The sequence below is a fragment of the Pseudomonas sp. MDT2-39-1 genome (genome assembly GCF_054898085.1).
The window spans coordinates 3,892,252-3,915,788 of record NZ_CM142716.1; the positions used below are offsets into that span (position 1 = coordinate 3,892,252).

The following is a 23,537-nucleotide window of genomic DNA, read 5'->3' on the forward strand; positions in this document are numbered from 1 at the left end:
TGCTTTGAGCTACACAGCTGGCACCCGAGGGTCAAGCGAAAAACTTTGTAATCTGCCCGCAAAGCCTTGTGGATAGCGGCTTCCAGCTTTATCACTTGCCCCCGGAAACTGTGGAGCGGTCTGTGGATAAGGTGCGTGTACATGCCTACAAGCCACGGCGGCTATGGTGTTGGTGGAGTTGATCGTTTTTCGTACAGCTTTTACGGTGGTTGCCGCTGTGGGCAAGGCCGGGCATGCTGCCTGCTGACTTTCTATTCCAATGGCTGTCGATCGGCCGAAGCAAGGAGAACACGATGTCCAACACCCTGTTTATTACCGGAGCGACCTCCGGTTTTGGTGAAGCCTGTGCCCGTCGTTTTGCCGATGCCGGCTGGAAACTGGTGCTGACTGGCCGTCGTGAAGAGCGCCTCAACGCCCTGTGCGCCGAGTTGTCGAAGCAGACCGAGGTTCATGGCCTGGTGCTCGACGTGCGTGATCGCAAGGCCATGGAGGAGGCGATCGCCAACCTGCCGCCGTCCTTTGCCAAGTTGCGCGGGCTGATCAACAACGCCGGTCTGGCGCTGGGCGTTGACCCGGCGCCGAAGTGCGACCTCGACGATTGGGACACCATGGTCGACACCAACATCAAAGGCCTGATATACAGCACTCGCCTGCTGTTGCCACGCCTGATCGCCCACGGTCGCGGTGCCGGTATCGTCAACCTCGGCTCCATCGCCGGCAACTACCCGTACCCGGGCAGCCACGTGTATGGCGCGAGCAAGGCTTTCGTTAGACAGTTCTCGCTGAACCTGCGCTGCGACCTGCAAGGCACTGGTGTGCGCGTCAGCAATATTGAGCCGGGCCTGTGCGAGAGTGAGTTCTCGCTGGTGCGTTTTGCGGGTGACCAGGAGCGTTACAACGCGACCTACGCCGGTGCCGAGCCGATCCAGCCGCAGGACATCGCCGAGACCATTTTCTGGGTGCTCAATGCGCCGGCGCACATCAACATCAACAGCCTTGAGCTGATGCCGGTGAGCCAGACGTGGGCCGGGTTTTCCATTGAGCGCAATGGTGGCAATGCTTAAGGCCGAGTAATGGCCATTCGCGGGCAAGCCTCGCTCCTACGGGTTTTGTGTCGTACGCCACTTTGCGATTCACGTTAAACCTGTAGGAGCGAGGCTTGCCCGCGAAGGCGGTCGACCAGTCATCCGAGATAATCGACCAACCCGCGATAGCAGGTCGCCAAGTGATAAGGCGTCGTCGAAGGCATGTCCTTGCGGCTGACTTCGCCCTGCTCATCGCGACATTCATACCATCCATCCACATGCAGAAAGCGTTGCTGCAGCGCCTGCAATTGGCGATGCACCGATGCTTCGCTGTCCGGACGCAAGGTCAGGGCGCGCAGGTATTCAGCCTGGGCCCAGATGCGTTGGGTGGCGTCCTTGGGGTGGCCGTCCAGATCGAGCGACGCCCGCACCGCAGCGGTTTGCGGATCGACGCCCAGTTGCTCGGTGAGCGCAAATGCACGCTCAAGCGAAGTATGCAGTTTTGAACCGCGCAGTAACGGCGAAGACTCCAGCAGGAAATACCACTCAAACTGATGCCCCGGTTCAAACCAGTTATCCACAGCCCCCAGCGGTTTCTCCATCAACACGCTGTGTTGCGGGTCGATAAAACGCTTCTGCATGGCTGTGCATAACTCGACAAGCGCGCGCTGCACGGCGATGTCTTCGCGCACTGACAGGGTCGCGAGGAAGGCTTCGGCCAGGTGCATCAGGGGATTTTGCAGCGGGCCGGAGTTGAGCGAGGACCAGTCACGGTCGAGGCTGGCTTCATACAGGCCGTCGCCCGTGGCAAAGCGCCGCGCCAGCACTTCGAGCGTGGCATTGAGGACCGATTCCACCAACGGTTCGCGAACCTTGCCCCAATAATGGGCGCACGCGAACAGGATGAAGGCATGGGTGTAGAGGTCTTTGCGCTGATCCAGTGGCGCGCCTTGCGGGTCGATGCTGTAGAACCAGCCGCCGTGTTCGGCGTCGTGGAAATGCTGTTGCAAGGAACGGAACAGCGCCGCTGCACGCTCCTCGGCGGCTGGCACCTGGCCGATCAGGCTGGAAAACAGATACAGCTGCCGCGCGCAGGCCATCGCCCGGTAGCGCTGGGGTGGCAACGACTGATGCCCGGCGTCCAGCGCTTCATAAGGCAACGCCATGTCGGCATTCCAGCCGGGACCTTGCCAGAGCGGCACGATCACGTCCTGGAAATGCTGTTGCACCGAGGCGAACAGGGCGGTCAATTCAGGCTGGGAGGCGGAGCGGGAAACAAGCGGCATTGGCTGGCGTCGTCACGGCAGGTTGATTGCGCGACATGTTAGCAGGCCTGAGAGATGCGGTGTCTGTCAGGCCGTCTTCGCGGGCAAGCCTCGCTCCTACAGAAGGACATATGACCCCTGTAGGAGCGAGCGGTTCGGCGTTCCGACTTGCCCGCGAAGAGGCCATGACAGGCGATAAAAAATCAGCCCGCCAACAACCAAACCCCGGTCGCCGCCGAAGCCGCCCCAGCCAATCGAACCAACGGCGCCGCCGCTTGCGGCAATACGCGCACCACACCATAACCCGCGGCATGTAACGCCGCCGTCGCCGCCACAAACCCTGCCGCATAAGCCCAAGGGCTCGACATGTCCGGCAACTCCAGCCCATGCGCCACACCATGGAACAGCGCGAACAAAGCAGTCGCGCCCACCGCCACGCTCAACGGCGGACGCACCGCCAAGGCGACCGCCAAGCCCAACGCCAGCACCGATGCCGCAATTCCGCTTTCCAGTGCCGGCAGGTTCAGACCTTCAAAACCCAACAGCCCGCCGATCAGCATGGTGCCAACGAACGTGCACGGCAGCGCCCAGCGCGCGGCGCCTTTCTGTTGCGCTGCCCACAGACCGACTGCAATCATCGCCAGCAAGTGATCGAGGCCGCCAATCGGGTGGCTGATGCCGGCGAGCAAACCGTTGTCGCCATGGCCCGGGTGGGCGAAGGCGATGGCCGGGGTCAGCAGCAGGGCCATGGCGCCCAGAATGCGTTTAAGTGTCATGGATAAGCTTCCTTGTTGATAAGTCGTGATCAGGCTGCGGTCAGCAAGCCCTGGCGTTCGATGAAGGCGATGATTTCTTCCAGGCCCAAACCGGTTTTCTGGTTGCTGAAGACAAACGGCTTGCCGTTGCGCATGCGTTGGGTGTCGCTGTCCATCATCTCCAGCGACGCGCCCACCAGTGGCGCGAGGTCGACCTTGTTGATCACCAGCAGGTCGGATTTGCAGATTCCCGGCCCGCCCTTGCGCGGTAGCTTGTCGCCGGCCGAGACGTCGATCACATAGATGGTCAGGTCGGACAGTTCCGGGCTGAAGGTCGCCGAGAGGTTATCGCCGCCGGACTCCACCAGAATCAGATCCAACCCCGGAAAGCGGCGGTTCAGTTGATCCACCGCTTCGAGGTTGATCGAGGCGTCTTCGCGGATCGCCGTGTGTGGGCAGCCGCCGGTTTCCACACCGATGATGCGCTCGGGCGCCAGGGCTTCGTTGCGCACCAGGAAATCGGCGTCTTCGCGGGTGTAGATGTCGTTGGTAACGACGGCCAGGTTGTAGCGGTCGCGCAGGGCCAGGCAAAGCGCCAATGTCAGAGCGGTTTTGCCGGAACCGACCGGGCCACCAATACCGACACGCAGGGGTTGTGTGTTCATGTGATTCTCCAAATTTAAAGGCCCTAGGAACGGAACAGACGGCTGTACTGGCGCTCATGGGCCATGCATGCCAGGGACAGGCCGAACGCGGCGCTGCCATAGTGTTCGGGGTTGATTCGGGTGGCGTCCTGCTGGGCTTGTTGCAGTAACGGCAGCAGTTCGCTGGTCAGGCGTTGAGCCGCTTGCTGGCCGAGCGGCAAGGTTTTCATCAGCACCGCCAATTGATTTTCCAGCCAGCTCCAGAGCCACGCCGCCAGCGCATCTTGCGGGCTGATTTTCCAGGCGCGAGCGGCCAGCGCCCAGCCGAGGGCCAGGTGCGGTTCCGGGCGCTGTTCTAGAAAGGCGCGGGCCGGCGCATCGAATTCCGGCAAGCCATTGAGCAGTTGCTGCAACGAATAGCCCATCTGCCGGCTTTCCTGATGCAGCTCGCGGGTTTCCCGACTGGCGCGGTGTTCTTCGCAGCGTTGCAGCAACTCAGCCCAGTTTTCTTCGGCGGCTGCGATGCAATGGGCGAGCAGCAGCGGCGCTTCGAAACGTGCCAGATTGAGCAGTAACTGATCACTGATCCAGCGTCGCGCGCTGTCTGCATCCTTCACCCGGTCGTTATCCACTGCCATTTCCAGGCCTTGCGAATAGCTGTAGCCGCCAATTGGCAGTTGTGGGCTGGCCAGGCGCAGCAGCGCCCAGGCCGGGTTCATAAACGGACGCCGAACTGGTGCAGTTTCGGCGGGTAGTTGAAGTCTTCATCACCGTGGCGCGAATGGTGGTGGCCGCCGCCATAGGCGCCGTGTTCCGGCTGGAACGGGGCTTCGATGTTTTCGACACGGGCATCCAACTGTTCGAGCATGGCCTTGAGCACGTAATCGTCGAGCAGGCGCAACCAGCCATCGCCGACTTGCAGGGCGACGTGGCGGTTGCCAAGGTGATACGCCGCGCGAGTCAGTTCGAAAGCATTGGCGCACGTGACGTGCAGCAGTTGCTCTGGTCGGGCGTAGACACGGACGATGCGTCCGTCCTCGGCTTGCAGGCATTCGCCGTCATGCAGCGGCGGCTGACCGCGCTCCAAAAACAACCCGACGTCCTCGCCTTCGGCACTGAAACAGCGCAAACGGCTTTTGCTCCGGGCTTCGAAAGTCAGGTGCAACTCGGCGGCCCAGACGGGTTGAGGGTCGATTCTGCGATGAATCACCAGCATCGGGAGGCTTCCAGCAATGGACAATGCTCAGGCTAGAGCAAGGGGCTTGCCAATCGGGCGATACGTAGGAAATACCTGTCGGAGCGTAGCGGGTGTTTCAGGATGTTGCAGAATTTTGAGCTGGAATGGTGCGAGGATATTTCAGTGGCACCAAATTGATGCCTTGAGTGGTTTTTGTGGGAGTGAGCCTGCTCGCGATGAAGGAGTGTCAGCCAACACATAGTTCTCTGACACGCCGCATCGCGAGCAGGCTCTCTCCTACAGGGGTTATTCGGTGCTGCCCAGACCTTGCCAATGCTTGAGCCCGATGAAGATGAAGCGCAGCTGCTGAGTGATTTTTGCCTGGGGCGTCAGGTGCTCGGGTAGAGCCTCGGCCGGCGGGTCGATGATGTCCGGCAAGGTCGCGAACACGCTTTTGACGATCAGATCAGCCATCACGCTCAAACCGGCGATATCCAGGTGCTGCAGTTTCGGCATTAAGGATAAGTCAGCTGCCAGGTCCGAGCTGATGTCTTCACGCAAACGTCCGATAGCCTGACGCACCGGTAGCGATCCGCCGTACTGCTCGCGGGCCAGGAACAGGAACTGCGAACGATTGGCCGAGACCACGTCGAGAAAGATCCGTACCGAAGCGTCGATGATGCCGCCCATGACGAACTCGTTATGGCGCACCAGGCGAATGGTTTCGCGAAAGGTCTGGCCGACCTCGCTTACCAGCACCAGGCCCAGTTCATCCATGTCGGCGAAATGCCGGTAGAAACCGGTGGGCACGATCCCGGCGGTTTTTGCGACTTCGCGCAGGCTCAGGCTGCCGAATCCTCGGCCACATTCCATCAGGTGACGGGCAGCGTCCATCAGGGCGTTGCGGGTTTGTTGTTTCTGTTCGGCGCGGGGCAGCATCGCAAGGGTGTTTTCTGGACAGGGACAGCGGCGCACTCTATCAAATCGGCTTCGCTGGCGTCGAACGACTATCGGGAGATCAAGCGGGGATGTGCAGCTTCAAAACGGTCAAACCCTATAAAGTCAAAAGCCCAATCCGGGGATTGGGCTTTTTTTCAGGGCCACCATGGGCTCAGCTCACAGAGCTGTTGCGTTCGATTACACGGTCACCACCACCTTCGGCAAGGGTTTGGCCTTGTGGAGTGCGATCGGAACCGTCGGCAGCCAGGGTTTGACCTTGTGGGGTGCGATCGGAGCCATCAGCGGCAAGGGTTTGGCCTTGTGGGGTACGATCTGAGCCATCCTGGGTGATCAAGCCTTTTTCTTTCAGGCGATCATTACCACCTTCGGCAAGGGTCTGGCCTTGTGGAGTGCGGTCGGAACCATCGGCAGCGACGGTTTGGCTAAACACCGAGTAGTTGGTTTTGACTTGCGGAGTGGCTTGGTCAGCAGCGGGCAGAGCAAAAGCGGTGCTGGCCAGCATTGAGAGGGTAAGGCTAAGCAGTAATTGGCGTTTCATGATGGTTTGCTCCTTGGGGGGCGATAATGTGGGTACGAGGGCAATGCTACTCTCGATAAGTCGATATAAAAGTTCATAAACGCAATGGTAATAATCAACGGAATTGATTGTTCTGCCGCGGCGCTCTAGAACGGGCGTTTCCGGCGAACGTTTTTGCCCTGCGGTGGGTATTTTCAACCCACTCGTGCCGCACAAAAGTGCGGGGCCGGTAACGCCGGATTCGGGGGCAATGTGCCCCCGACCGATTATTTGAGCGTTAAAAGGCTATTCGGTTAAACCTGAGCGCCATTTCCAAGTCCTAAATTCCATGGCCGGCCGGTTCTGGCCTAACGTTTCACACGTGCGTCGCAGTCAGGGCGCTCAGTCGTATCAGGAGCCCTGTGCAATGACGCGCACTCGTAAAATTGTTACCTGGACCTTCGCCAGCCTGATTGTCTTGCTGGCGGTATTGGTTCTGATCATCGTGTTCTTCGATTGGAACCGGATCAAACCGCCCCTTAATGCCAAGGTCTCTGAAGAGCTGCATCGTCCGTTCGCCATCAATGGCAACCTGGCGGTGGTCTGGCAGCGCGAGCCCGACGAAGGCGGTTGGCGGGCGTGGGTGCCGTGGCCGCACGTAGTGGCCGAAGACCTGAGCCTGGGTAACCCGGACTGGTCGAAGAAACCGCAGATGGTCACCCTCAAGCGGGTCGAGCTGCGCATTTCACCCTTGGCTTTGCTGGCGCAGCGGGTGGTTATCCCGCGCATTGACCTGTCTGAGCCGAATGCAGATTTGCAGCGCTTGGCCGACGGCCGCGCCAACTGGACGTTCAAATTCGACCCCAAAGATCCGAATGCCGAGCCTTCAAGCTGGGTGGTGGACATCGGTGCCATCGGCTTCGACAGGGGCCACGTCACTCTCGACGACCAGAACCTCAAGACTCAGCTCGATGTACTGATTGATCCGCTGGGCAAACCGATTCCGTTCAGTGATATCGTCGGCGACAAAGCAGCGAAAACCGCGCAGGAGAAAGGCGCAGCCCCGCAGGATTACGCGTTCGCGCTGAAGTTCAAAGGCCAATACCACAATCAGAAACTCGCGGGCGAAGGCAAGATCGGCGGGTTGTTGGCGTTCCAGGATGCGACCAGGCCGTTCCCGCTTCAGGCGCAAGTGAAAATCGCCGACACCAGTGTCGAGCTGGCCGGCACGCTGACCGATCCGCTGAACCTCGGCGCTCTGGACTTGCGCCTGAAACTGGCCGGCACCAGCCTGGGCAATCTCTATCCGCTGACCGGTGTGACGCTGCCGGATACACCGCCGTACGCGACCGACGGGCATTTGATCGCCAAACTGCATGAGTCTGGCGGCGCGGTGTTCCGCTATGAAGCGTTCAACGGCAAGATCGGCGAGAGCGACATCCACGGCAGCCTGGCCTATGTCGCCAGCCAGCCTCGGCCGAAACTCACTGGGTCGCTGGTTTCCAATCAACTGCTGTTCGCCGACCTCGCCCCGCTGATCGGCGCCGATTCCAACGCCAAGCAAAAGGCCCGGGGTGGTGAAAGCAAGCAGCCGACGGACAAGGTGTTGCCAGTCGAGGAGTTCAAGACCGAACGCTGGCGCGACATGGACGCCGATGTCGAATTCACCGGCAAGCGCATCGTCCACAGCGAAAAACTGCCGTTCAAGGATCTTTACACGCACCTGGTGCTGACCGACGGTGTCCTCAGCCTCGAGCCCCTGCGTTTCGGCGTGGCGGGCGGCACCCTGGATGCGCAGATACGCCTTAATGGCCGTACCGAACCCTTGGAAGGCCGGGCCAAACTTACCGCGCGCAAGTTCAAGCTCAAGCAGCTGTTCCCGACCTTTGAGCCGATGAAAACCAGTTTCGGCGAGCTCAATGGCGACGCCGACATCACCGGCCGTGGCAACTCGGTCGCCAAGCTGTTGGGCAGCGCCAATGGCAATCTGAAAATGCTGATCAACGACGGTGCCATCAGCCGCGAGTTGATGGAACTGGCCGGGCTCAACGTCGGCAACTACGTGGTGGGCAAGATCTTTGGCGACAAGGAAGTGAAGATCAATTGCGCGGCGGCGGACTTCGACATCAAGACCGGTTTGGCCACCACGCGATTGTTTGTCTTCGATACCGAGAACGCGATCATCTATGTCGATGGCACGGCGAACATGGCGACGGAGCAGCTGGACCTGACGATTACTCCGGAATCCAAGGGCTGGCGGTTGATTTCGCTACGGTCGCCGCTGTATGTGCGGGGCAAGTTCATCAAGCCTGATGCGGGCGTGAAGGCTGTGCCGCTGATTTTGCGTGGAGCGGGGATGGTTGCGTTGGGTCTGATTGCGGCGCCTGCGGCGGGGTTGCTGGCGTTGGTGGCACCGAGCGGGGGCGAGCCGAATCAGTGTGCGCCGTTGCTGGAGCAGATGAAGGCGGGCAAGGCGCCAGTGACCGTCAAACCCACGAAGTGATTTGCAGCGTCTGTGAAGACGCCTTCGCGGGCAAGCCTCGCCTCCTACAGGGACGATGTAGCCCGTAGGAGCGAGGCTTGCCCGCGAAGGCTGATTAATAGGCGCTACAGGTCTTTCAGAATGTCAGCCATGTCATCCGCATGCTCTTCTTCCTGAGCCAGGATGTCTTCAAAGATGCGCCGCGTCGTCGGGTCGTTCTCGCCAATGTACTGAATGATCTCGCGGTAGCTGTCGATGGCGATTCGTTCGGCAACCAGGTCTTCGTAGACCATTTCCTTGAGTGAATTGCCCGCCACATATTGCGCGTGGGAGTTTTTCGACAGCAGGTCAGGGTTGAACTCCGGTTCGCCGCTCAACTGCACGATACGCTCGGCCAGTCGGTCGGCGTGCTCCGCCTCTTGAGTCGCGTGTTCGAGGAATTCATCGGCCGCGACGTTGGCTTTCAAGCCGCTGCCCATAAAGTAGTGACGCTTGTAGCGCAACACGCAGACCACAGTGGCCGAGCCGATCACGCCAGCGCATGCCCGGACAGCAACGCCTCCTCGCGTAACCACGCAAAGAACGCCCGCACCGGCGGATGTCGCTCGCGTCCAGGCACGCAAAGCGCGCTGTAGCCGGCGCCATCCACCTGAATCTCGCCCCGATAAGCCACCAGCAAACCGCTGGCCACGCTTTCCGACACCAGAATGTTGCTCGCCAGCACCAGGCCTTGCCCGGCGATCGCCGCTTGCAGGGCGTAATGCTCTTCATCGTACTCACGGACCGCCGGTTGTCCCGTCAGCCAGGCCTCGCCGGACTGCGCGCACCAGGCCGCCCAGCCGTGGGCGTACAGTTTGGAGTTGTGCCAGCGCACGCTGATCAGCGTGGGCACCCGATCAACTGCCAGAGCCACTTGCCCGGGCGAGCCATAGACGCCGAACGATTCGTCGAACAGGCACAGCCCATAAAGATTCGGGTAGTCACCCAGGCTGTAGCGCACCACCAGATCGACGCTGGCGTCCTGATGCAGATCGATGACCTCGCAATGAGTATCCAGGCGCAGGCTGATGTTCGGATGACGGGCGTAGAACCGGCCCAGCCGCGGCACCAGCCACAGCGCCGCGAAGGCTGCCGTGGTGGAAATCGTCAGGCTTGCGCCGCTGCGTTGCGGGCGCAGGGTGTCGACACTCTGTGCCACCTCCAGCAACGCGCCGTGCAGGCTGCGGAACAGCCGTTCGCCGCAGTCAGTCAGGCGAACTTGCCGTGGTAGCCGCTCGAACAACGGCACGCCGAGCCAATTCTCCAGGGAGCGAATCTGATGGGACACCGCCGTCGGCGTCACTGAGAGTTCTTCGGCGGCAGCCTTGAAACTCAGCAGGCGCGAGGCGGATTCGAAAGCGCGCAGGGCGGTCAGCGGCAACGAGGCAAACATTCAAACACTCCATGGATGAAATGGATTCATCCAGACTGATTTCTACTCAGTTGAAGATGGGCGGCTACGCGCTTCAAGCTGCAAGCCACAAGCAGTTTGAGTTTAGCCCTGAAGGAGATTCAGATGAGTAAGATTCTTGCAGTTCACGCCAGCCCGCGCGGCGAGCGTTCGCACTCCCGGCGTTTGGCCGAAGTGTTTCTGTCTGCCTGGCAGGCGCGGCATCCGCAGTCGCAGCTGACTCGCCGGGAAGTCGGTCGGGCTTTGATACCGCCGGTCAACGAAGCCTTTGTGGTCGCGGCGTTTTACCCCGAGCCTAACGCGCGACCCTTGTCGATGCAGGCCGACCTGGCGTTCAGCGATGAACTGGTCGGCGAGTTGCTCGGCCACGATCTGCTGGTGATTTCCACGCCGATGCACAACTTCAGCGTGCCCAGCGGCCTCAAGGCCTGGATCGATCAGATTGTGCGGCTCGGGCTGACGTTCAATCACACGCTGGACAATGGCGTGGCCCAGTACGAGCCGCTGGTGCGAGGCAAAAAAGCCCTGATCGTCACCAGTCGCGGCGGCTTCGGTTTCGGGCCGGGCGGTGAGCTGGAGGCGATGAACCATGCCGATCCGTTGCTGCGCACCGCGCTGGGATTCATCGGTATCACCGACATCACCGTGGTTGCCGCCGAAGGCGAAGAGTCCGCCGCGCGTACTTTCGAGATTTCGGCGGCCGAGGCCGAGCAGCGTTTGCTGACGCTTGCCCGGGAGTTCTAGATGGCCTGGTTGTTTCTGCTGATCGCCGCCGGGTTCGAAGTCACCTTCGCCATGGGCATGAAGTACGCCGAAGGCTTCACCCGGCTTTGGCCATCGCTGATCACGGTGGTGGCCGCTGTCGGCGGGATTTACTTCCTGACCCTGGCCATGCGCGAGTTGCCGGTGAGCATCGCCTACCCGATCTGGACTGCCATCGGTTCATTGGGCACGGTGTTTCTCGGCTTTGCGCTGCTGGGTGAAAGCCTGACGGCGATCAAACTGGTGTCAGTGGGGCTGATCGTGGCGGGCGTGGTGGGGCTGAAGTAGGGTGGATGTCATAGACTGGTCGTCGAGTTGTCATCTTGGGTGACGATGCTTGGCTGATGTCTTGCATCGCGCCTTGCTTCATCTCACCGATCACAAGGATGTTCGCCCATGTCGCAAGGTTCCGCTACGCGCTACCCGTTGGTGCTTGTCCCGGGAATGCTCGGGTTTATCCGTCTGGTGTTGTATCCGTACTGGTACGGGATCATTTCAGCGTTGCGCCGGGGTGGGGCGACAGTGATTGCGGTGCAGGTCTCGCCGCTCAATTCCAGCGAAGTGCGCGGCGAGCAGTTGCTGGCGCGGATCGAAGAAATCCTGCGGGAAACCGGGGCCGAGAAGGTCAACCTGATCGGCCACAGTCAGGGTTCGCTCACGGCCCGATACGCGGCGGCCAAACGCCCGGATCGCGTGGCGTCCGTGACTTCAGTCGCAGGGCCGAATCATGGCTCTGAGCTGGCGGATTATCTGGAAAAACACTACCCGGCCGACACGTTTAAAGGGCGGGTTCTCAGCGTGTTGCTGCGCTGGATCGGCGCATTGATGAGCCTGCTCGAAACCGGCTATCGCGGGCCGAAATTGCCTGTGGATATCCCGGCTTCGCACCATTCGCTGACGACTCAAGGCGTGGCGCTGTTCAATCAGCGTTATCCACAGGGCCTGCCTGAAACCTGGGGCGGTCACGGGCCTGAAGAGGTCAACGGCGTGCGCTATTACTCCTGGTCCGGGACGTTGCAGCCGGGCAAGACGGATCGCGGGGGCAACCTGTTCGACGGGACGAATCGCAGTTGCCGGCTGTTTGCCAGAACCTTTGTGCGCGAAACCGGGCATTGCGACGGGATGGTCGGGCGTTACAGCTCGCACCTTGGGACGGTGATTGGCGATGAGTATCCGATGGATCACTTCGACATCGTCAATCAGTCGCTGGGGCTGGTGGGGAAGGGGGCTGATCCGGTGCGCTTGTTTGTCGAGCATGCGGCGCGGTTGAAAGCGGCAGGCGTGTAAACGTCAGTCAGACCGAGTCATCGTTCTTCGCGGGCAAGCCTCGCTCCTACAGGTTTTGTGTCGGTCGCCGGTAATCGGCACGACGCCAACCCTGTAGGAGCGAGGCTTGCCCGCGAAGACGTCGGGTCAGGCAACACTGACCTTACGGCCAAGCACCGTGGTCCACCGCTCCGAAAGCACCACCCCACCCAACGTCAATACCCCGCCCACCAAGTGGTACATCGCCAGTTGTTCATGCAGCACCACCGCCGCAATCAGCGCAGTAATCAACGGCAGCAAATTGAAAAACAGCGTGGTCCGGCTCGGCCCCAGACGCACCACGGCCTGCATCCACGCCAACGGCGCCAGCATCGAAGCCAGCAAGCAGGCATAAAGCACCAGCGGAATATTCTGCAAGGTCGGGCCAACCTTCGGTGAAGCGACAAACAGCGCAAACAGCACCACCACCGCCACCAGCACCTGCAAATACAACAACACCAGCGGCGGCAAGCGCAGCTGCCATTTCTTCAGCAGAGTGCTGTAAATCGCATAGGCCAGCGTGGCGATCAGCATCATCGCATCACCCAGGTTCACGCCATGCTCCAACAGCGCGCCTAGGCTGCCGGACGACACCACCACCAACACCCCGGCAAACGACAGCACCGCGCCGGCCAGTGCGCCTGCCGTCAAACGCTGGCCGAGGCTGACAATCGCCATGGCCAGCGACATCAATGGCATCAGCGACAAAATGATCCCCATGTTGGTGGCCGACGTCAGCGTCGCGGCGAAGTACGCCAGGCTCTGATAAACCGCCATGCCGAGCACGCCAAGGATGAAAATCTTGCCCAGGTTCGGGCGAATCAGCGGCCAATGAGCGATTACCGGTTTGAGCATGAACGGCGTGAACAGAATCCCGGCCAGCAGCCAGCGGTAGAAGCCGATTTCCGCAGGGAAGATCGCGCCGACCGCCAGTTTGTTAATCACGGTGTTGCCAGCCCAAATGAAAATGGCCAGCAGGGGATAAGCGTATTGCATCAGAAAAAACCAGAAACGTAAGTGAGGGGGCAATTATCCGCGTGTCTGGATACAAGCCTATACTTCGATCCAGACAACTTGCCCTTGATGACGGACAGCATGAACAGTAAACACATCGACCTGCTCGACTTCGCGGAACTGCCGTCCCCGGTGTACTTCCGTTATGCCGACTTCGATACCCACGAATATGCTTCGACCCATCGTCACCCGTGGGGCACCCTCGAGTATTCGGCCAATGGTGTGCTGCACATGGAAATCGGCAGCCGCCGCTTTATGTCGCCGCCGCAATACGCCGTGTGGGTGCCGCCCGAGACCGAGCACAGTTTCTACAGCAATCAACCGATCAACTATCGCGCGGTCTGCCTGGTGCCGAGGTTGTGCCGCACGTTGCCCCAGGAAGCCTGCACGCTGGCAATCAGCGACATTCTCAAGGCGATCCTCAAGGACTTCGCCGCCCGCGACGTGAAAATTCCCGAGCAGGAAGCGGACACACGTCTGGCGCAAGTGCTGGTGGACCAACTGCAACAGGCGCCCGTCCACGAGTGTTATTTGCCATACGCCAGCAGTTCGGGATTGCTTGGGATACTTGAGGCCCTGCAAGCCGAGCCTGGGGACAATCGGCCATTGGCGCATTGGGCCGCGCAGATCCATGTCAGCGAACGCACATTGGCCCGGCAGTTTGTCCGCGAGTTGGGCATGAGTTTCGGCGAATGGCGGCAACGATTGCGATTTCTCGCGGCGATCGAAGCGCTGGACAGTCAGCGCAGCATTCAGAACATTGCCTTCGACATGGGTTACAGCACGGGCTCGGCATTTATCGCGATGTTTCAACGTCAGGCCGGGTGTACGCCGGAGCAGTATCGGCGACAACGAGTTATCTGAGTTAGTTCGTAAAACCAGTTTTAAAAGTTGTGGCGGAGACGTTTCTTACAGATTAATCAGAAAAGCACTTCATTGGGTCGCAGGATTAACGTTGTACGCTGTTTGCATAAGCTGTTCCTGTTTAACTTACTTGTGCAGAGTGTGAATGTGACCACTGTTATTCCGATCCGTGAAGTGCTGATGTCCGCGCCGCAAGAAAAAAGCGTTCATCACGAGTTTATGAAAAATGCTATTCCAGAGTGGATCAACCAGGCTTCGCCACACAGAATAAGCGCATTAAAAGGCGCCATTGCCCCACTTCCGGAATGGACTAAAACGGCCTCATCGATCGAGCATGGACTTCTCAAAAGTGCCATCGAGGAAAGTTGGCGTGCGCAAAATGATGTCGACCACATACTGCGCGAAGCGCAAGATGTGCACGCCTTTGCCGAACCTCTGCTCCGTCAGGCACTGAAAAATCAATATGGCGTTGACGTCAATGTCAAAGAAACTTTTTTACAGGTGTTTTCGCCAGTCCATTTATCTCCTTGGGCCAACAACTTCAATAACGGGGTAGCGTCCCGTGTTGTGTCGCTGCTTGATGCGGCATTGCATAATTTTTCCGATAAGGAAGTATTAACTTCCGACTCGCAATTCATTACTCGGCCCGACAAAGCGAATCGATTCGACATAACCGATGTCCGCAACAAAATGAGTATTGAACAGTACAAGGCGCTTTGTCGCAGCCTGGACATCGGTGCCCAATATAAGGCTTTTCTTGAAAGCTATGTGCGTCCCGCCGATGGGGTGGCGCGTGGCATGTTGCAACGCAAAGTTATCAGAAGCCAAAAAGCTGCCCTGAACGCAGCCTTGTCTCTGGCTATGCTGAAAAAAGATATCTCGTTTGAGGGCTATCTGGCTATAAAAAGCCTGCTCAAGGATATTAAAGAGTCGAAGTTGGGGGGGCTTCCCGTTCGTTACTATCAGCTGAAAATGCTCGATGTTCAGTTAAGAGGGATCGTGCTGATCGCGCCCGATCTTTATATTAACGACGACGCTGCCCGGCGAGTCATTGCCTATGTGCCGCACGATCCGGAACATCCACTGAAAGAGTACGCTTCAAAAGCCGAATTCGCCCGCGAGCTCACTCGCCAGTTACGTGACACTGCAAAGGACCCAGCGGATTCCACTACCAGCTATCAGCAGTTCTTCAGCCGTTTTGTCGACCATCAGCAACGGGGCCACTTTTTTGCAGCACTCAACGCCGCGCTGGTAGAAATAACCCAGCACGACAAAGTCCCGGGCGTCGATCAGCCAGTATGGCGCGAAACGCCCGTGGAGAATCCGCGCCTGTACTTCGACCACGTTCGGTTCGAGTACGACATCGATACAATATTTACTGGCGACCCTTGGCTATATCTCTATCAGCAACAGCAAAACAAAATCCTCAACGATGCCCGGGAGATGGTCATCTCGACGCAAGATGCAGACCGCATGGAGCGCTGGGCGTGGTTCGACAATCTGGAAAAAATGCTCTCCGATATCTTCAATGTTGCGTTGATGGTTGTGGGTCCGTTCATACCCGGTGTGGGCGAGATAATGATGGGTTACATGGTTTATCAGTTGGTCAATGAGGTCGTCGAAGGCATCGTGGATCTGGCTGAAGGTCTGTACCTGGAAGGGGCCGAGCACATCATTGGTTTTGTCGAAAGCGTCATCCAGTTAGTGGCATTCGCCGCCGGCATGAAAATCGGAGGGGAGGTGGTATTGCCCAAACTGTCATCGTTCATCGAGTCGACAAAACCGGTCACGCTTCCCAGCGGTGCAAAACGCCTGTGGAGCCAGGACCTCGAACCCTATCAGAAACATAACCTGACCCTCGCTGCGGATTCGAAGCCTGATGAAACCTGGCTGCACCAGCATGAAGGCAAGCCGATTCTCAAACTGGACAGCAAGCACTTCGAGCTCACGAAAGATCGGCAGACCGGCAAACACAGGGTTAAACATCCGAACCGTCCAGACGCCTATCAGCCCGAGTTGAACAGCAACGGCGAAGGTGCATTCGTGATTGAAGGCGAGCAGCCTCACACCTGGGATGACACGACCTTGATGGCGCGACTCTCTCCGGACATGGGTGAACTAGCCCAATCCTACGGGGACATCCGCGTGGTCAGTCAGACCGATGCCAATGCGATCCGCCGAATGTATGCCGACAATGAACGGCCCCTGCCTCTACTCAGCGATACCGTGACCCGGTTCCGTATCGACCGCGACATTCAAACCTTCATCGAGCAGTTGGGCAGCGAACAGGCGCAAGACTATTCAAGCGCCGATCCCGACATGCAATTTCAGCTGCTCGACGGCGTGTGGCCCGGCAAGGCGATTGAACTGGTAGACGCCAGTGGTGAAGTACTTCGAGTCATTGGTCGCGCGAGCGGGTCACGTATCCGGATAAACAGCAATCGTCTGTCCGGCGTCGATCTGGTCAAGACGCTGTTATCGCACCTTGATGATGCGCAACTGAACACCTTGTTGAACGTCGAATTTCGCATTGAAGTCAGCACACCCGAAATGAACGCCAAAAATCTGCGAGCAGAATTGGTAAAGCTGGCCAAGAGCAAGCGCACATCCCTGTTCGACGCGCGTTATCGTCGTATCGAGGTCGCCACGAGTGGCAACGCAAAAACGATCCAGACCAAAGTGCCGGGCCTGCCTGGCACTGTCGCCCGCGAGTTGCTGTCAATCGCCACACGTTCAGAAGTTAAGGCGATTGAGCGCGGGCAGTTGCCCGCGAGACTCGAAAACCTCGCACGTTGGGGCCTTCGAGATGTGCGGATCAGTCGCGCTTATGAGGGTTTTTACCTGGACTCGGTCGACAGTTCCGACATGGACAGACTGGCGCTGCACTCGCTTGAGAATCTTCGCGGATGGAATCCCGATGTCCGCATTGAAGTCCGGCGGTTCGAGTACGGTGGTAGCCTGCTCGACAGTATCGGCAAGAGCGACGCGGGGATTCAGCGCACGCTCGTCGAGCTTCAGGATTCGACGTTCGTTGCGTATGACGAAGACGGCAACGCTCTGCATTCAGGCATGGATTTGTTTTCCTCCATTTTGCAGGCGTTGCCGGATGCCGAGCGTAATGCGCTAAAGATCCATATCGGCCAAGGGCCAAAATTGAAGCTGGCCTTGCGGGACAATGCGTTGAGGCCCTATCAGTTGCTGAAGGTGCTGGACGATCTCCCGGTTCTTGACCGCATCACTTACGATCCTCGATTCATGCGCCTGCGCGGTGGTGTGCCGAACGCTGGCGGCGAGCGTGTTGCCTTGGAAGAGATTGGCAATCTATACGGGGAGCTGATTGACCTTGCGTTTCACCCTTCCATTTCAACGTTCAAACGGTTCGATTACCTGCGTGGCCTGAAACTGATGCACGAGCGCTTTGCGCAGGATTACTTCTACGATCTGGGGGATGCACTGAACGCAGCCAATGCTACCGGCGAGGCCGGGCCGGGCCTGGAAATCGTTCAAAGTATTGAGGCGTTGCCTGATTTGCAGAAGCTGATGCTGCCTGAACAGTTCAACTCTTTAACCGGGCGTCTATTTACCGAAGAAGGCCTGGTGCCGCTCACGGAGTCGGAACGAAACCTGGGCATGAATGCGCGGAATCTGGAACAGACCGGGCGCGCAAATGAATACCAGGCGCTGTTTCGCTCAGTCCGGGAGAACGCTGTAACGCCAAGTCCGGAGCTAGCCGATTTCAGTAGCTATGGAGAGTGGTTGTCCCAAGCCGTAGCCACGAACGAACAGCCGATTCAGGTTTCGGCTCAAACCATGGCCAACTTGAAAATGGCACAGGAAGCGATCTATCGAGCCAAGGAACTCTTGCCCTTGTCGGGCAATCAGTTGCCGAGCATCTGGGAAAACGGCGGTTCGGCAATCGCGAAAATAAAAGGTCTCAGAGGGCTGGACCTGGAGGACGGCGGGTTCACCGCAAAACTGACCACTGCCGAAGCCGCTCGCAAAGCCATCGAAATCAAGGGCGGCAACTGCTCGGAGAACTCGAAGGTAACGTTTTCGATCCTCGCCAGCCAACCCCGGACGTCCAGCATTCATATCGTCAAAGTCTCCGATTTTGATCATCAATATGTGGTGATTGGTGATGACTTGAACAATCTCAATGGACTGGTCGTTGCTGACTCCTGGCCGGAATTCCCCGCTGCGCACCTGGCCAGCAATGGCTACTTCCAGTTTGACAGAACGCCATTGATGACACTGCCACCCGGCCCCGCCGTGGCCGATTACAACTTTATCAATGAAGTACCGCCAGGCCCGGCGACATTGCCTGCGGTTTCCGAGGCGAACACGTACCGGCAGATAAAAATCGACAAGCTGTATAAGAAGGGAGCGGCGGCATACGCCCAATGGACGTCATTGGGTGAGCTTGGGCAAACCTATGCTGTCGAGGGTGGCACACCGGTTTCGTTCGAACGGATGCCCGCGTCGGTCATTGAAAACCGGGTTGATGCTTACAATCGATACCTGGACGCTTTCAAGGACATCCTGGACGCGCAAGCGGATGCCGATTGAGGGTCATATGAGGCTTCGATTGATGAAGGTGTAACAGGGGTTGTCTACACTCCAGAATGAGGCCGCACCCCTCGGTGCGGCAACAAGGAGAAAACTCCATGAAGATGTTGCGTGTCCCTTTGTTGATGATCGGTTTGCTGCTTTGTGCCCAGGGCTTCGCCGCCACTGAGCAACAGAACAAGATGACCACTTGCAACGCTGACGCTACCGCAAAAAGCCTCAAGGGCGATGAGCGCAAAACTTTCATGAGCACCTGCCTCAAAGCGGCGCCGGCCGCCAATGACGCCAAAGCCCTAACCCCGCAGCAAGAGAAGATGAAAACCTGCAACGCCACCGCGGCTACCCAGGCTTTGAAAGGCGATGCGCGTAAAGCCTTCATGAGTGATTGCCTGAAGAAAAAGTAAACCGAGCGGTCTTTGTTGGGGCCGGGAAGTTTGTGGCGATTGTGAAGGCCTCTTCGCGAGCAAGCCCGCTTGTGTCTTGCGCAGGATTTAGACTGAGGATGAGAGCGGGCTTGCTCGCGAAGGGGGCGGCATGGACGCTGCAAGAAGTCGCCAATGCCCACTAAGGTCGACCTACACAATCCCTAGTGCTGGCCTCCGAACGCTGGCAGACTGCCAATCCTTTTACGTCGTTCGTTTTGAGGCTGTATGCCAACGTTTTCTCAACGCCACGTTTTGCTGCTGATCAGTTGGGTCATCATTTTTGGTGGTTTGCTGCTGGTGATCCCGCTGCGGCTGCTGCCCAGCCTGCTGGCCGGGTTGCTGGTGTTCGAATTGGTCAACATGCTCACCCCGCAATTGCAGCGGCTGATCGAAGGTCGGCGGGCGCGCTGGCTGGCGGTGGCGTTATTGGGGACGCTAGTGGTCAGTGTGTTGACGCTGATCTTTGCCGGTGCCATCAGCTTTTTGCTGCACGAAGCGGAAAACCCCGGCGCATCTCTCGACAAATTCATGGTTGTGGTCGACCGTGCGCGCGGGCAATTGCCGCCGTTCATCGACGTCTATCTGCCCGCCAGCGCGGCCGAGTTCCGCGTGGCGATTGGCGAGTGGATGAGCAAGCACCTGAGCGACTTGCAACTGGTCGGCAAGGACGCGGCGCACATGTTTGTGACGCTGCTGATCGGCATGGTGCTGGGGGCGATCATTGCCTTGCAGCGCGTGCCGGACTTGACCAAGCGCAAGCCATTGGCCGCCGCGCTGTTCGACCGCTTGCACCTGCTGGTCCAGGCGTTTCGCAACATCGTGTTCGCCCAGATCAAGATTTCCCTGCTCAACACCTTCTTCACCGGGATTTTCCTGGCGGTGGTCCTGCCGATGTTCGGGATCAAGCTGCCGCTGACCAAAACCCTGATCGTGCTGACGTTCCTGCTAGGGCTGCTGCCGGTGATCGGCAACCTGATATCGAACACCCTGATCACCATCGTCGGCCTGTCGCTGTCGATCTGGGTGGCCGTGGCGGCGCTGGGCTATTTGATTGTCATCCACAAGCTTGAATACTTCCTCAACGCGCGCATTGTCGGCGGGCAGATCAGTGCCAAGTCGTGGGAGTTGCTGCTGGCGATGCTGGTGTTCGAGGCCGCGTTCGGCCTGCCGGGAGTGGTGGCAGGGCCGATTTATTACGCGTATCTGAAGAGCGAGTTGAAGCAGGTGGGGATGGTTTGATCCGGCATTTGTAGTGCCTGATAGGGCCTCTTCGCGAGCAAGCCCGCTCCCACATTCGACCGCATTCCATCTGGAGGAACTCGGTCAAATGTGGGAGCGGGCTTGCTCGCGAAGCAGGCGCCGCGGACTTTTGGATCAGTCCATCGTGCCGTAACGCTTCATCGCCTCGATCGCCAATCCGCTGCCGATGCTGCCAAAGATGTTCCCTTCCACATGCCGCGCATTCGGCAACATCGCCGACACACTGTTGCGCAGCGCCGGAATCCCGCTGGAGCCGCCGGTGAAGAACACCGTGTCGACCTGATCGACGCGCACGTTGGCGTCGTTCAGCAATTGCGTGACACTGTTGCGCACGCGCTCCAGCAGGTTGTCGATGGCCGATTCGAACAGCGCCCGGCTCAGCTCTACGCTCAAACCCGGCTCGATGCGGTCCAGCGGCACGTGGCGGCTGTCGGCGTGGGTCAGCTGGATCTTGGTTTCTTCCACTTCCATGGCCAGCCAGTGGCCGGCGCGCTGGTCGATCAGCTTGAACAGACGATCGATGCCACCCGTGTCTTCGATGTCGTAACGCATGCTGCCCAGGGCCAGGGTCGACTTCTGCGAGTAGACCGAGTTGATGGTGTGCCAGGTCGCCAGGTTCATGTGGTGGCTGGTCGGCATGTAGGCGCCGCTCTTCATGCGGCTGCCGTAACCGAACAGCGGCATCAGGCCTTGCAGGCTCAGCTGCTTGTCGAAATCGGTCCCGCCGATGTGCACGCCGCCGGTGGCGAGGATGTCATCGTGACGGTTGTCGTGGGTGCGACGCTCGGGAGACAGGCGCACCAACGAGAAGTCGGACGTACCACCGCCGATGTCGACAATCAGTACCAGCTCTTCCTTTTCGATGGTCGACTCGTAGTCGAATGCCGCTGCAATCGGCTCGTACTGGAACGACACATCCTTGAAGCCGATGGCTCGCGCCACGTCCACCAAGGTGTTCTCGGCTTCCTGGTCGGCCATTTCGTCGTCATCGACGAAGAACACCGGACGACCCAGCACCACTTCATCGAACTCCCGACCGGCGGCGGTCTCGGCACGCTTTTTCAGCTGACCGATAAACAGACCGAGCAGGTCCTTGAACGGCATCGCCGTGCCGAGGACGCTGGTGTCGTGCTTGATCAGCTTGGAACCCAGCAGGCTCTTGAGCGAGCGCATCAACCGGCCTTCATAGCCTTCCAGGTACTCGTGCAGCGCCAGCCGGCCGTACACCGGGCGGCGTTCTTCCATATTGAAGAAGACCACCGAGGGCAGAGTGATCTTGTCGTCCTCCAGCGCGATCAGCGTTTCCATGCCGGGGCGCAACCAGCCGACGGTGGAGTTGGACGTGCCGAAGTCGATACCACAGGCACGGGCTGGAGATGCGTTTTTCATGTCTTTCGAGTTCCGGTTAAAAAACGGCCGCGCAGTGTATGTCAGTGCGGCGAATATTCGAAGGCCGACTATCCGCTAAATCTCAGCTATTAACGCCTTGAAAGACTATCCTTTGCCCCAAACTTGTCTGCATTGGGCCTGGCAGCCACAGGACGGTCGCAAGAACCGCCCGCCGCTGCCGATAAATTTCTGATGCGCTGCCCGGTCAACAACTTGAGATCGGTCAACCTGGCGGCTGGCAATGAGCGCAGACTGCCGGTGGCGGCGCGATATCGATAACGGATGGTGATTCCCTCGATGGACTTCAAAGACTATTACAAGATTCTCGGTGTGGAGCCGACGGCTGACGATAAGGCGATCAAGGCCGCCTATCGCAAGCTGGCGCGCAAATACCACCCGGACGTCAGCAAGGAAAAGGACGCCGAGTCCAAGTTCAAGGACGCCTCGGAAGCCTACGAAGCGCTGAAAAGCGCCGACAAGCGCGCCGAATACGACGACTTGCGCAAATATGGCCAGCACGGCCAACCGTTCCAGGGGCCGCCGGGTTGGCAGGGTCGTGGTGGCGGTGGTTTTGGTGGTGGCGGTCAGGACACGGGCGATTTTTCGGACTTTTTCAGTTCGATCTTCGGCAACCGTGGCCCGGGCTTTGGTGGTGGACAGTCGGGACGCAGCGCCGGACGTCGAGGGCAAGACGTGGAAATGGAATTAGCGGTTTTTCTGGAAGAAACTCTCTCGAACGAGTCGAAGAAGGTCACCTTCCAGGTGCCGCAGTACAACGCTGCCGGCCAACACGTCAGCAACACCAGCAAAAGCCTGAACGTTAAAATCCCCGCCGGCGTGACCGACGGCGAGCGCATCCGCCTCAAGGGCCAGGGTGCGCCGGGTGTCGGTGGCGGCGCTAATGGTGACTTGTTCCTGATCATTCGCTTTGCGCCGCACCCCAAGTTTGACGTCGAAGGCGAGAACCTGATCATTACCTTGCCGCTGGCTCCATGGGAGTTGGCGCTGGGTACCGAAGTGGCAGTGCCTACACTGACAGGCAAGATCAACCTCAAGGTGCCGGCCGGCAGCCAGAATGGCCAGCGTATGCGCGCCAAGGGGCACGGTCTGCTGAACAAGGCGGGCGAGCGTGGCTACCTGTTCGTGCAATTGAAGGCGGTCATGCCCAAGACCTCGAGCGACGAGGTCAAGGCGCTGTGGCAGGAACTGGCGAAAAAAGCCGCTTTCGACCCGAGAGAAAATTTCTGATCCAAGAGACGGAGTAGCCGATCATGAGCAACCCCCTGATCGTTCAACTGGACATGGCAGAATTCTGTGAGGCGACCGACCTGTCGGACGTCTACGTGATCGAAATCGTCGAGCACGGCATCCTCGAACCTCAGGGCACGCAGCCCAAGGATTGGCGTTTCAACGATTATGAGCTGGCACTGGCCAAGCGCGCCGCGAAGCTGCGTCGCGAACTGGAACTGGAGTGGGAAGGCGTCGCCCTGGCGCTGGACCTGCTTGAGGAGGTCCAGCAACTGCGGGCCGAGAATCGCATGCTCAAGCAGCGGTTGGGGCGGTTGGTGGTTGAGTAGCTGACCTGATGGTTTTGCGTTGCCTGATATGGCCCCTTCGCGAGCAAGCCCGCTCCCACATTCGACCGTATTCCATCTGAAGGAACTCGGTTAATTGTGGGAGCGGGCTTGCTCCGGGCGG

Annotated in this window: 21 protein-coding genes and 1 pseudogene; 11 read left to right on the forward strand and 11 right to left on the reverse strand. The window is 59.0% G+C overall.

Features of this window, described 5'->3' with window-relative positions; translation table 11 throughout:
• Positions 1–293: 293 nt before the first annotated feature.
• Positions 294–1,064: an SDR family oxidoreductase gene (locus ACYZTM_RS18335; protein WP_131058842.1), complete on the forward strand. Its 771-nt coding sequence runs from the start codon at positions 294–296 to the stop codon at positions 1,062–1,064.
• A 119-nt stretch (positions 1,065–1,183) separates the two neighbouring features.
• Here ACYZTM_RS18335 and ACYZTM_RS18340 read toward each other — a convergent pair whose 3' ends face one another.
• The 7 genes from ACYZTM_RS18340 to ACYZTM_RS18370 all read right to left on the reverse strand — a co-directional run bounded on the left by ACYZTM_RS18340 (position 1,184) and on the right by ACYZTM_RS18370 (position 6,364).
• The gene (locus tag ACYZTM_RS18340; RefSeq protein WP_461983896.1) at positions 1,184–2,311 is read right to left on the reverse strand and encodes an AGE family epimerase/isomerase; all 1,128 of its coding nucleotides are present in this window, start codon (positions 2,309–2,311) and stop codon (positions 1,184–1,186) included.
• 182 nt (positions 2,312–2,493) lie between these two features.
• The gene (locus ACYZTM_RS18345; RefSeq protein WP_461983898.1) at positions 2,494–3,066 is read right to left on the reverse strand and encodes a HupE/UreJ family protein; all 573 of its coding nucleotides are present in this window, start codon (positions 3,064–3,066) and stop codon (positions 2,494–2,496) included.
• 29 nt (positions 3,067–3,095) lie between these two features.
• A complete protein-coding gene (ureG, locus tag ACYZTM_RS18350; protein WP_059405780.1) occupies positions 3,096–3,710 on the reverse strand; it encodes an urease accessory protein UreG in 615 nt (204 codons plus the stop codon).
• Positions 3,711–3,733: 23 nt separating this feature from the next.
• A complete protein-coding gene (locus ACYZTM_RS18355; protein WP_131058847.1) occupies positions 3,734–4,408 on the reverse strand; it encodes an urease accessory protein UreF in 675 nt (224 codons plus the stop codon).
• Complete coding sequence (gene ureE / locus ACYZTM_RS18360) at positions 4,405–4,905, reverse strand: urease accessory protein UreE (protein ID WP_131058848.1); 501 nt, start codon at positions 4,903–4,905, stop codon at positions 4,405–4,407. The genes ACYZTM_RS18355 and ureE overlap by 4 nt, the downstream gene beginning before the upstream one ends.
• 267 nt (positions 4,906–5,172) lie before the next feature.
• On the reverse strand, positions 5,173–5,805 hold the full coding sequence (locus tag ACYZTM_RS18365) for a TetR family transcriptional regulator (RefSeq protein WP_010464134.1): 633 nt from the start codon (positions 5,803–5,805) through the stop codon (positions 5,173–5,175).
• A 172-nt stretch (positions 5,806–5,977) separates the two neighbouring features.
• The gene (locus ACYZTM_RS18370) at positions 5,978–6,364 is read right to left on the reverse strand and encodes a hypothetical protein (protein WP_131058950.1); all 387 of its coding nucleotides are present in this window, start codon (positions 6,362–6,364) and stop codon (positions 5,978–5,980) included.
• 385 nt (positions 6,365–6,749) lie between these two features.
• On the opposite strand from ACYZTM_RS18370, the gene ACYZTM_RS18375 reads away from it, so the two are divergent.
• Positions 6,750–8,825, forward strand: coding sequence for an AsmA family protein (locus ACYZTM_RS18375; RefSeq protein WP_131058849.1), 2,076 nt, complete (start codon positions 6,750–6,752; stop codon positions 8,823–8,825).
• A 104-nt stretch (positions 8,826–8,929) separates the two neighbouring features.
• Here the strand turns inward: ACYZTM_RS18375 and ACYZTM_RS18380 are convergent.
• Together ACYZTM_RS18380 and ACYZTM_RS18385 are read right to left on the reverse strand one after the other, a co-directional pair.
• Positions 8,930–9,319 (reverse strand): annotated as a pseudogene (locus tag ACYZTM_RS18380) (ferritin-like domain-containing protein); the annotation flags it as partial.
• 14 nt (positions 9,320–9,333) lie between these two features.
• Positions 9,334–10,236: a LysR substrate-binding domain-containing protein gene (locus ACYZTM_RS18385; RefSeq protein WP_131058850.1), complete on the reverse strand. Its 903-nt coding sequence runs from the start codon at positions 10,234–10,236 to the stop codon at positions 9,334–9,336.
• A 123-nt stretch (positions 10,237–10,359) separates the two neighbouring features.
• Between ACYZTM_RS18385 and ACYZTM_RS18390 the strand changes: the two genes are divergently transcribed.
• The 3 genes from ACYZTM_RS18390 to ACYZTM_RS18400 all read left to right on the forward strand — a co-directional run bounded on the left by ACYZTM_RS18390 (position 10,360) and on the right by ACYZTM_RS18400 (position 12,303).
• Positions 10,360–10,998 carry an FMN-dependent NADH-azoreductase gene (locus ACYZTM_RS18390; protein WP_461983902.1) on the forward strand — a complete coding sequence of 213 codons (639 nt, stop codon included), beginning with the start codon at positions 10,360–10,362 and terminating at the stop codon, positions 10,996–10,998.
• Positions 10,999–11,304 carry a DMT family transporter gene (locus ACYZTM_RS18395; RefSeq protein ID WP_007947555.1) on the forward strand — a complete coding sequence of 102 codons (306 nt, stop codon included), beginning with the start codon at positions 10,999–11,001 and terminating at the stop codon, positions 11,302–11,304.
• 108 nt (positions 11,305–11,412) lie between these two features.
• Entirely contained in the window at positions 11,413–12,303 is an 891-nt protein-coding gene (locus ACYZTM_RS18400; RefSeq protein WP_131058852.1) for an esterase/lipase family protein, read from the forward strand.
• A 126-nt stretch (positions 12,304–12,429) separates the two neighbouring features.
• On the opposite strand, the gene ACYZTM_RS18405 is transcribed toward ACYZTM_RS18400, so the two are convergent.
• Positions 12,430–13,317: a DMT family transporter gene (locus tag ACYZTM_RS18405; protein ID WP_131058853.1), complete on the reverse strand. Its 888-nt coding sequence runs from the start codon at positions 13,315–13,317 to the stop codon at positions 12,430–12,432.
• A 99-nt stretch (positions 13,318–13,416) separates the two neighbouring features.
• On the opposite strand from ACYZTM_RS18405, the gene ACYZTM_RS18410 reads away from it, so the two are divergent.
• The 4 genes from ACYZTM_RS18410 (at position 13,417) to ACYZTM_RS18425 (ending at position 20,429) form a co-directional block, all read left to right on the forward strand.
• The gene (locus ACYZTM_RS18410) at positions 13,417–14,199 is read left to right on the forward strand and encodes an AraC family transcriptional regulator (RefSeq protein ID WP_178083811.1); all 783 of its coding nucleotides are present in this window, start codon (positions 13,417–13,419) and stop codon (positions 14,197–14,199) included.
• Positions 14,200–14,346: 147 nt separating this feature from the next.
• Positions 14,347–18,765, forward strand: coding sequence for a dermonecrotic toxin domain-containing protein (locus tag ACYZTM_RS18415; RefSeq protein ID WP_461983905.1), 4,419 nt, complete (start codon positions 14,347–14,349; stop codon positions 18,763–18,765).
• 98 nt (positions 18,766–18,863) lie between these two features.
• Positions 18,864–19,169, forward strand: coding sequence for a PsiF family protein (locus ACYZTM_RS18420; RefSeq protein WP_131058855.1), 306 nt, complete (start codon positions 18,864–18,866; stop codon positions 19,167–19,169).
• Between the two features lie 246 nt (positions 19,170–19,415).
• A complete protein-coding gene (locus ACYZTM_RS18425) occupies positions 19,416–20,429 on the forward strand; it encodes an AI-2E family transporter (RefSeq protein ID WP_131058856.1) in 1,014 nt (337 codons plus the stop codon).
• Between the two features lie 135 nt (positions 20,430–20,564).
• Here ACYZTM_RS18425 and ACYZTM_RS18430 read toward each other — a convergent pair whose 3' ends face one another.
• Positions 20,565–21,839 (reverse strand): Hsp70 family protein, encoded by a 1,275-nt coding sequence (locus ACYZTM_RS18430; RefSeq protein WP_033055595.1) that lies wholly within the window; start codon positions 21,837–21,839, stop codon positions 20,565–20,567.
• A 297-nt stretch (positions 21,840–22,136) separates the two neighbouring features.
• Here ACYZTM_RS18430 and ACYZTM_RS18435 point away from each other — a divergent pair, with 297 nt between their 5' ends.
• Together ACYZTM_RS18435 and ACYZTM_RS18440 are read left to right on the forward strand one after the other, a co-directional pair.
• Positions 22,137–23,087, forward strand: a complete 951-nt coding sequence (locus ACYZTM_RS18435) for a DnaJ C-terminal domain-containing protein (protein ID WP_131058857.1) — start codon at positions 22,137–22,139, stop codon at positions 23,085–23,087.
• A gap of 23 nt (positions 23,088–23,110) precedes the next feature.
• Entirely contained in the window at positions 23,111–23,416 is a 306-nt protein-coding gene (locus ACYZTM_RS18440; RefSeq protein ID WP_131058858.1) for a chaperone modulator CbpM, read from the forward strand.
• Positions 23,417–23,537 lie beyond the last annotated feature (121 nt).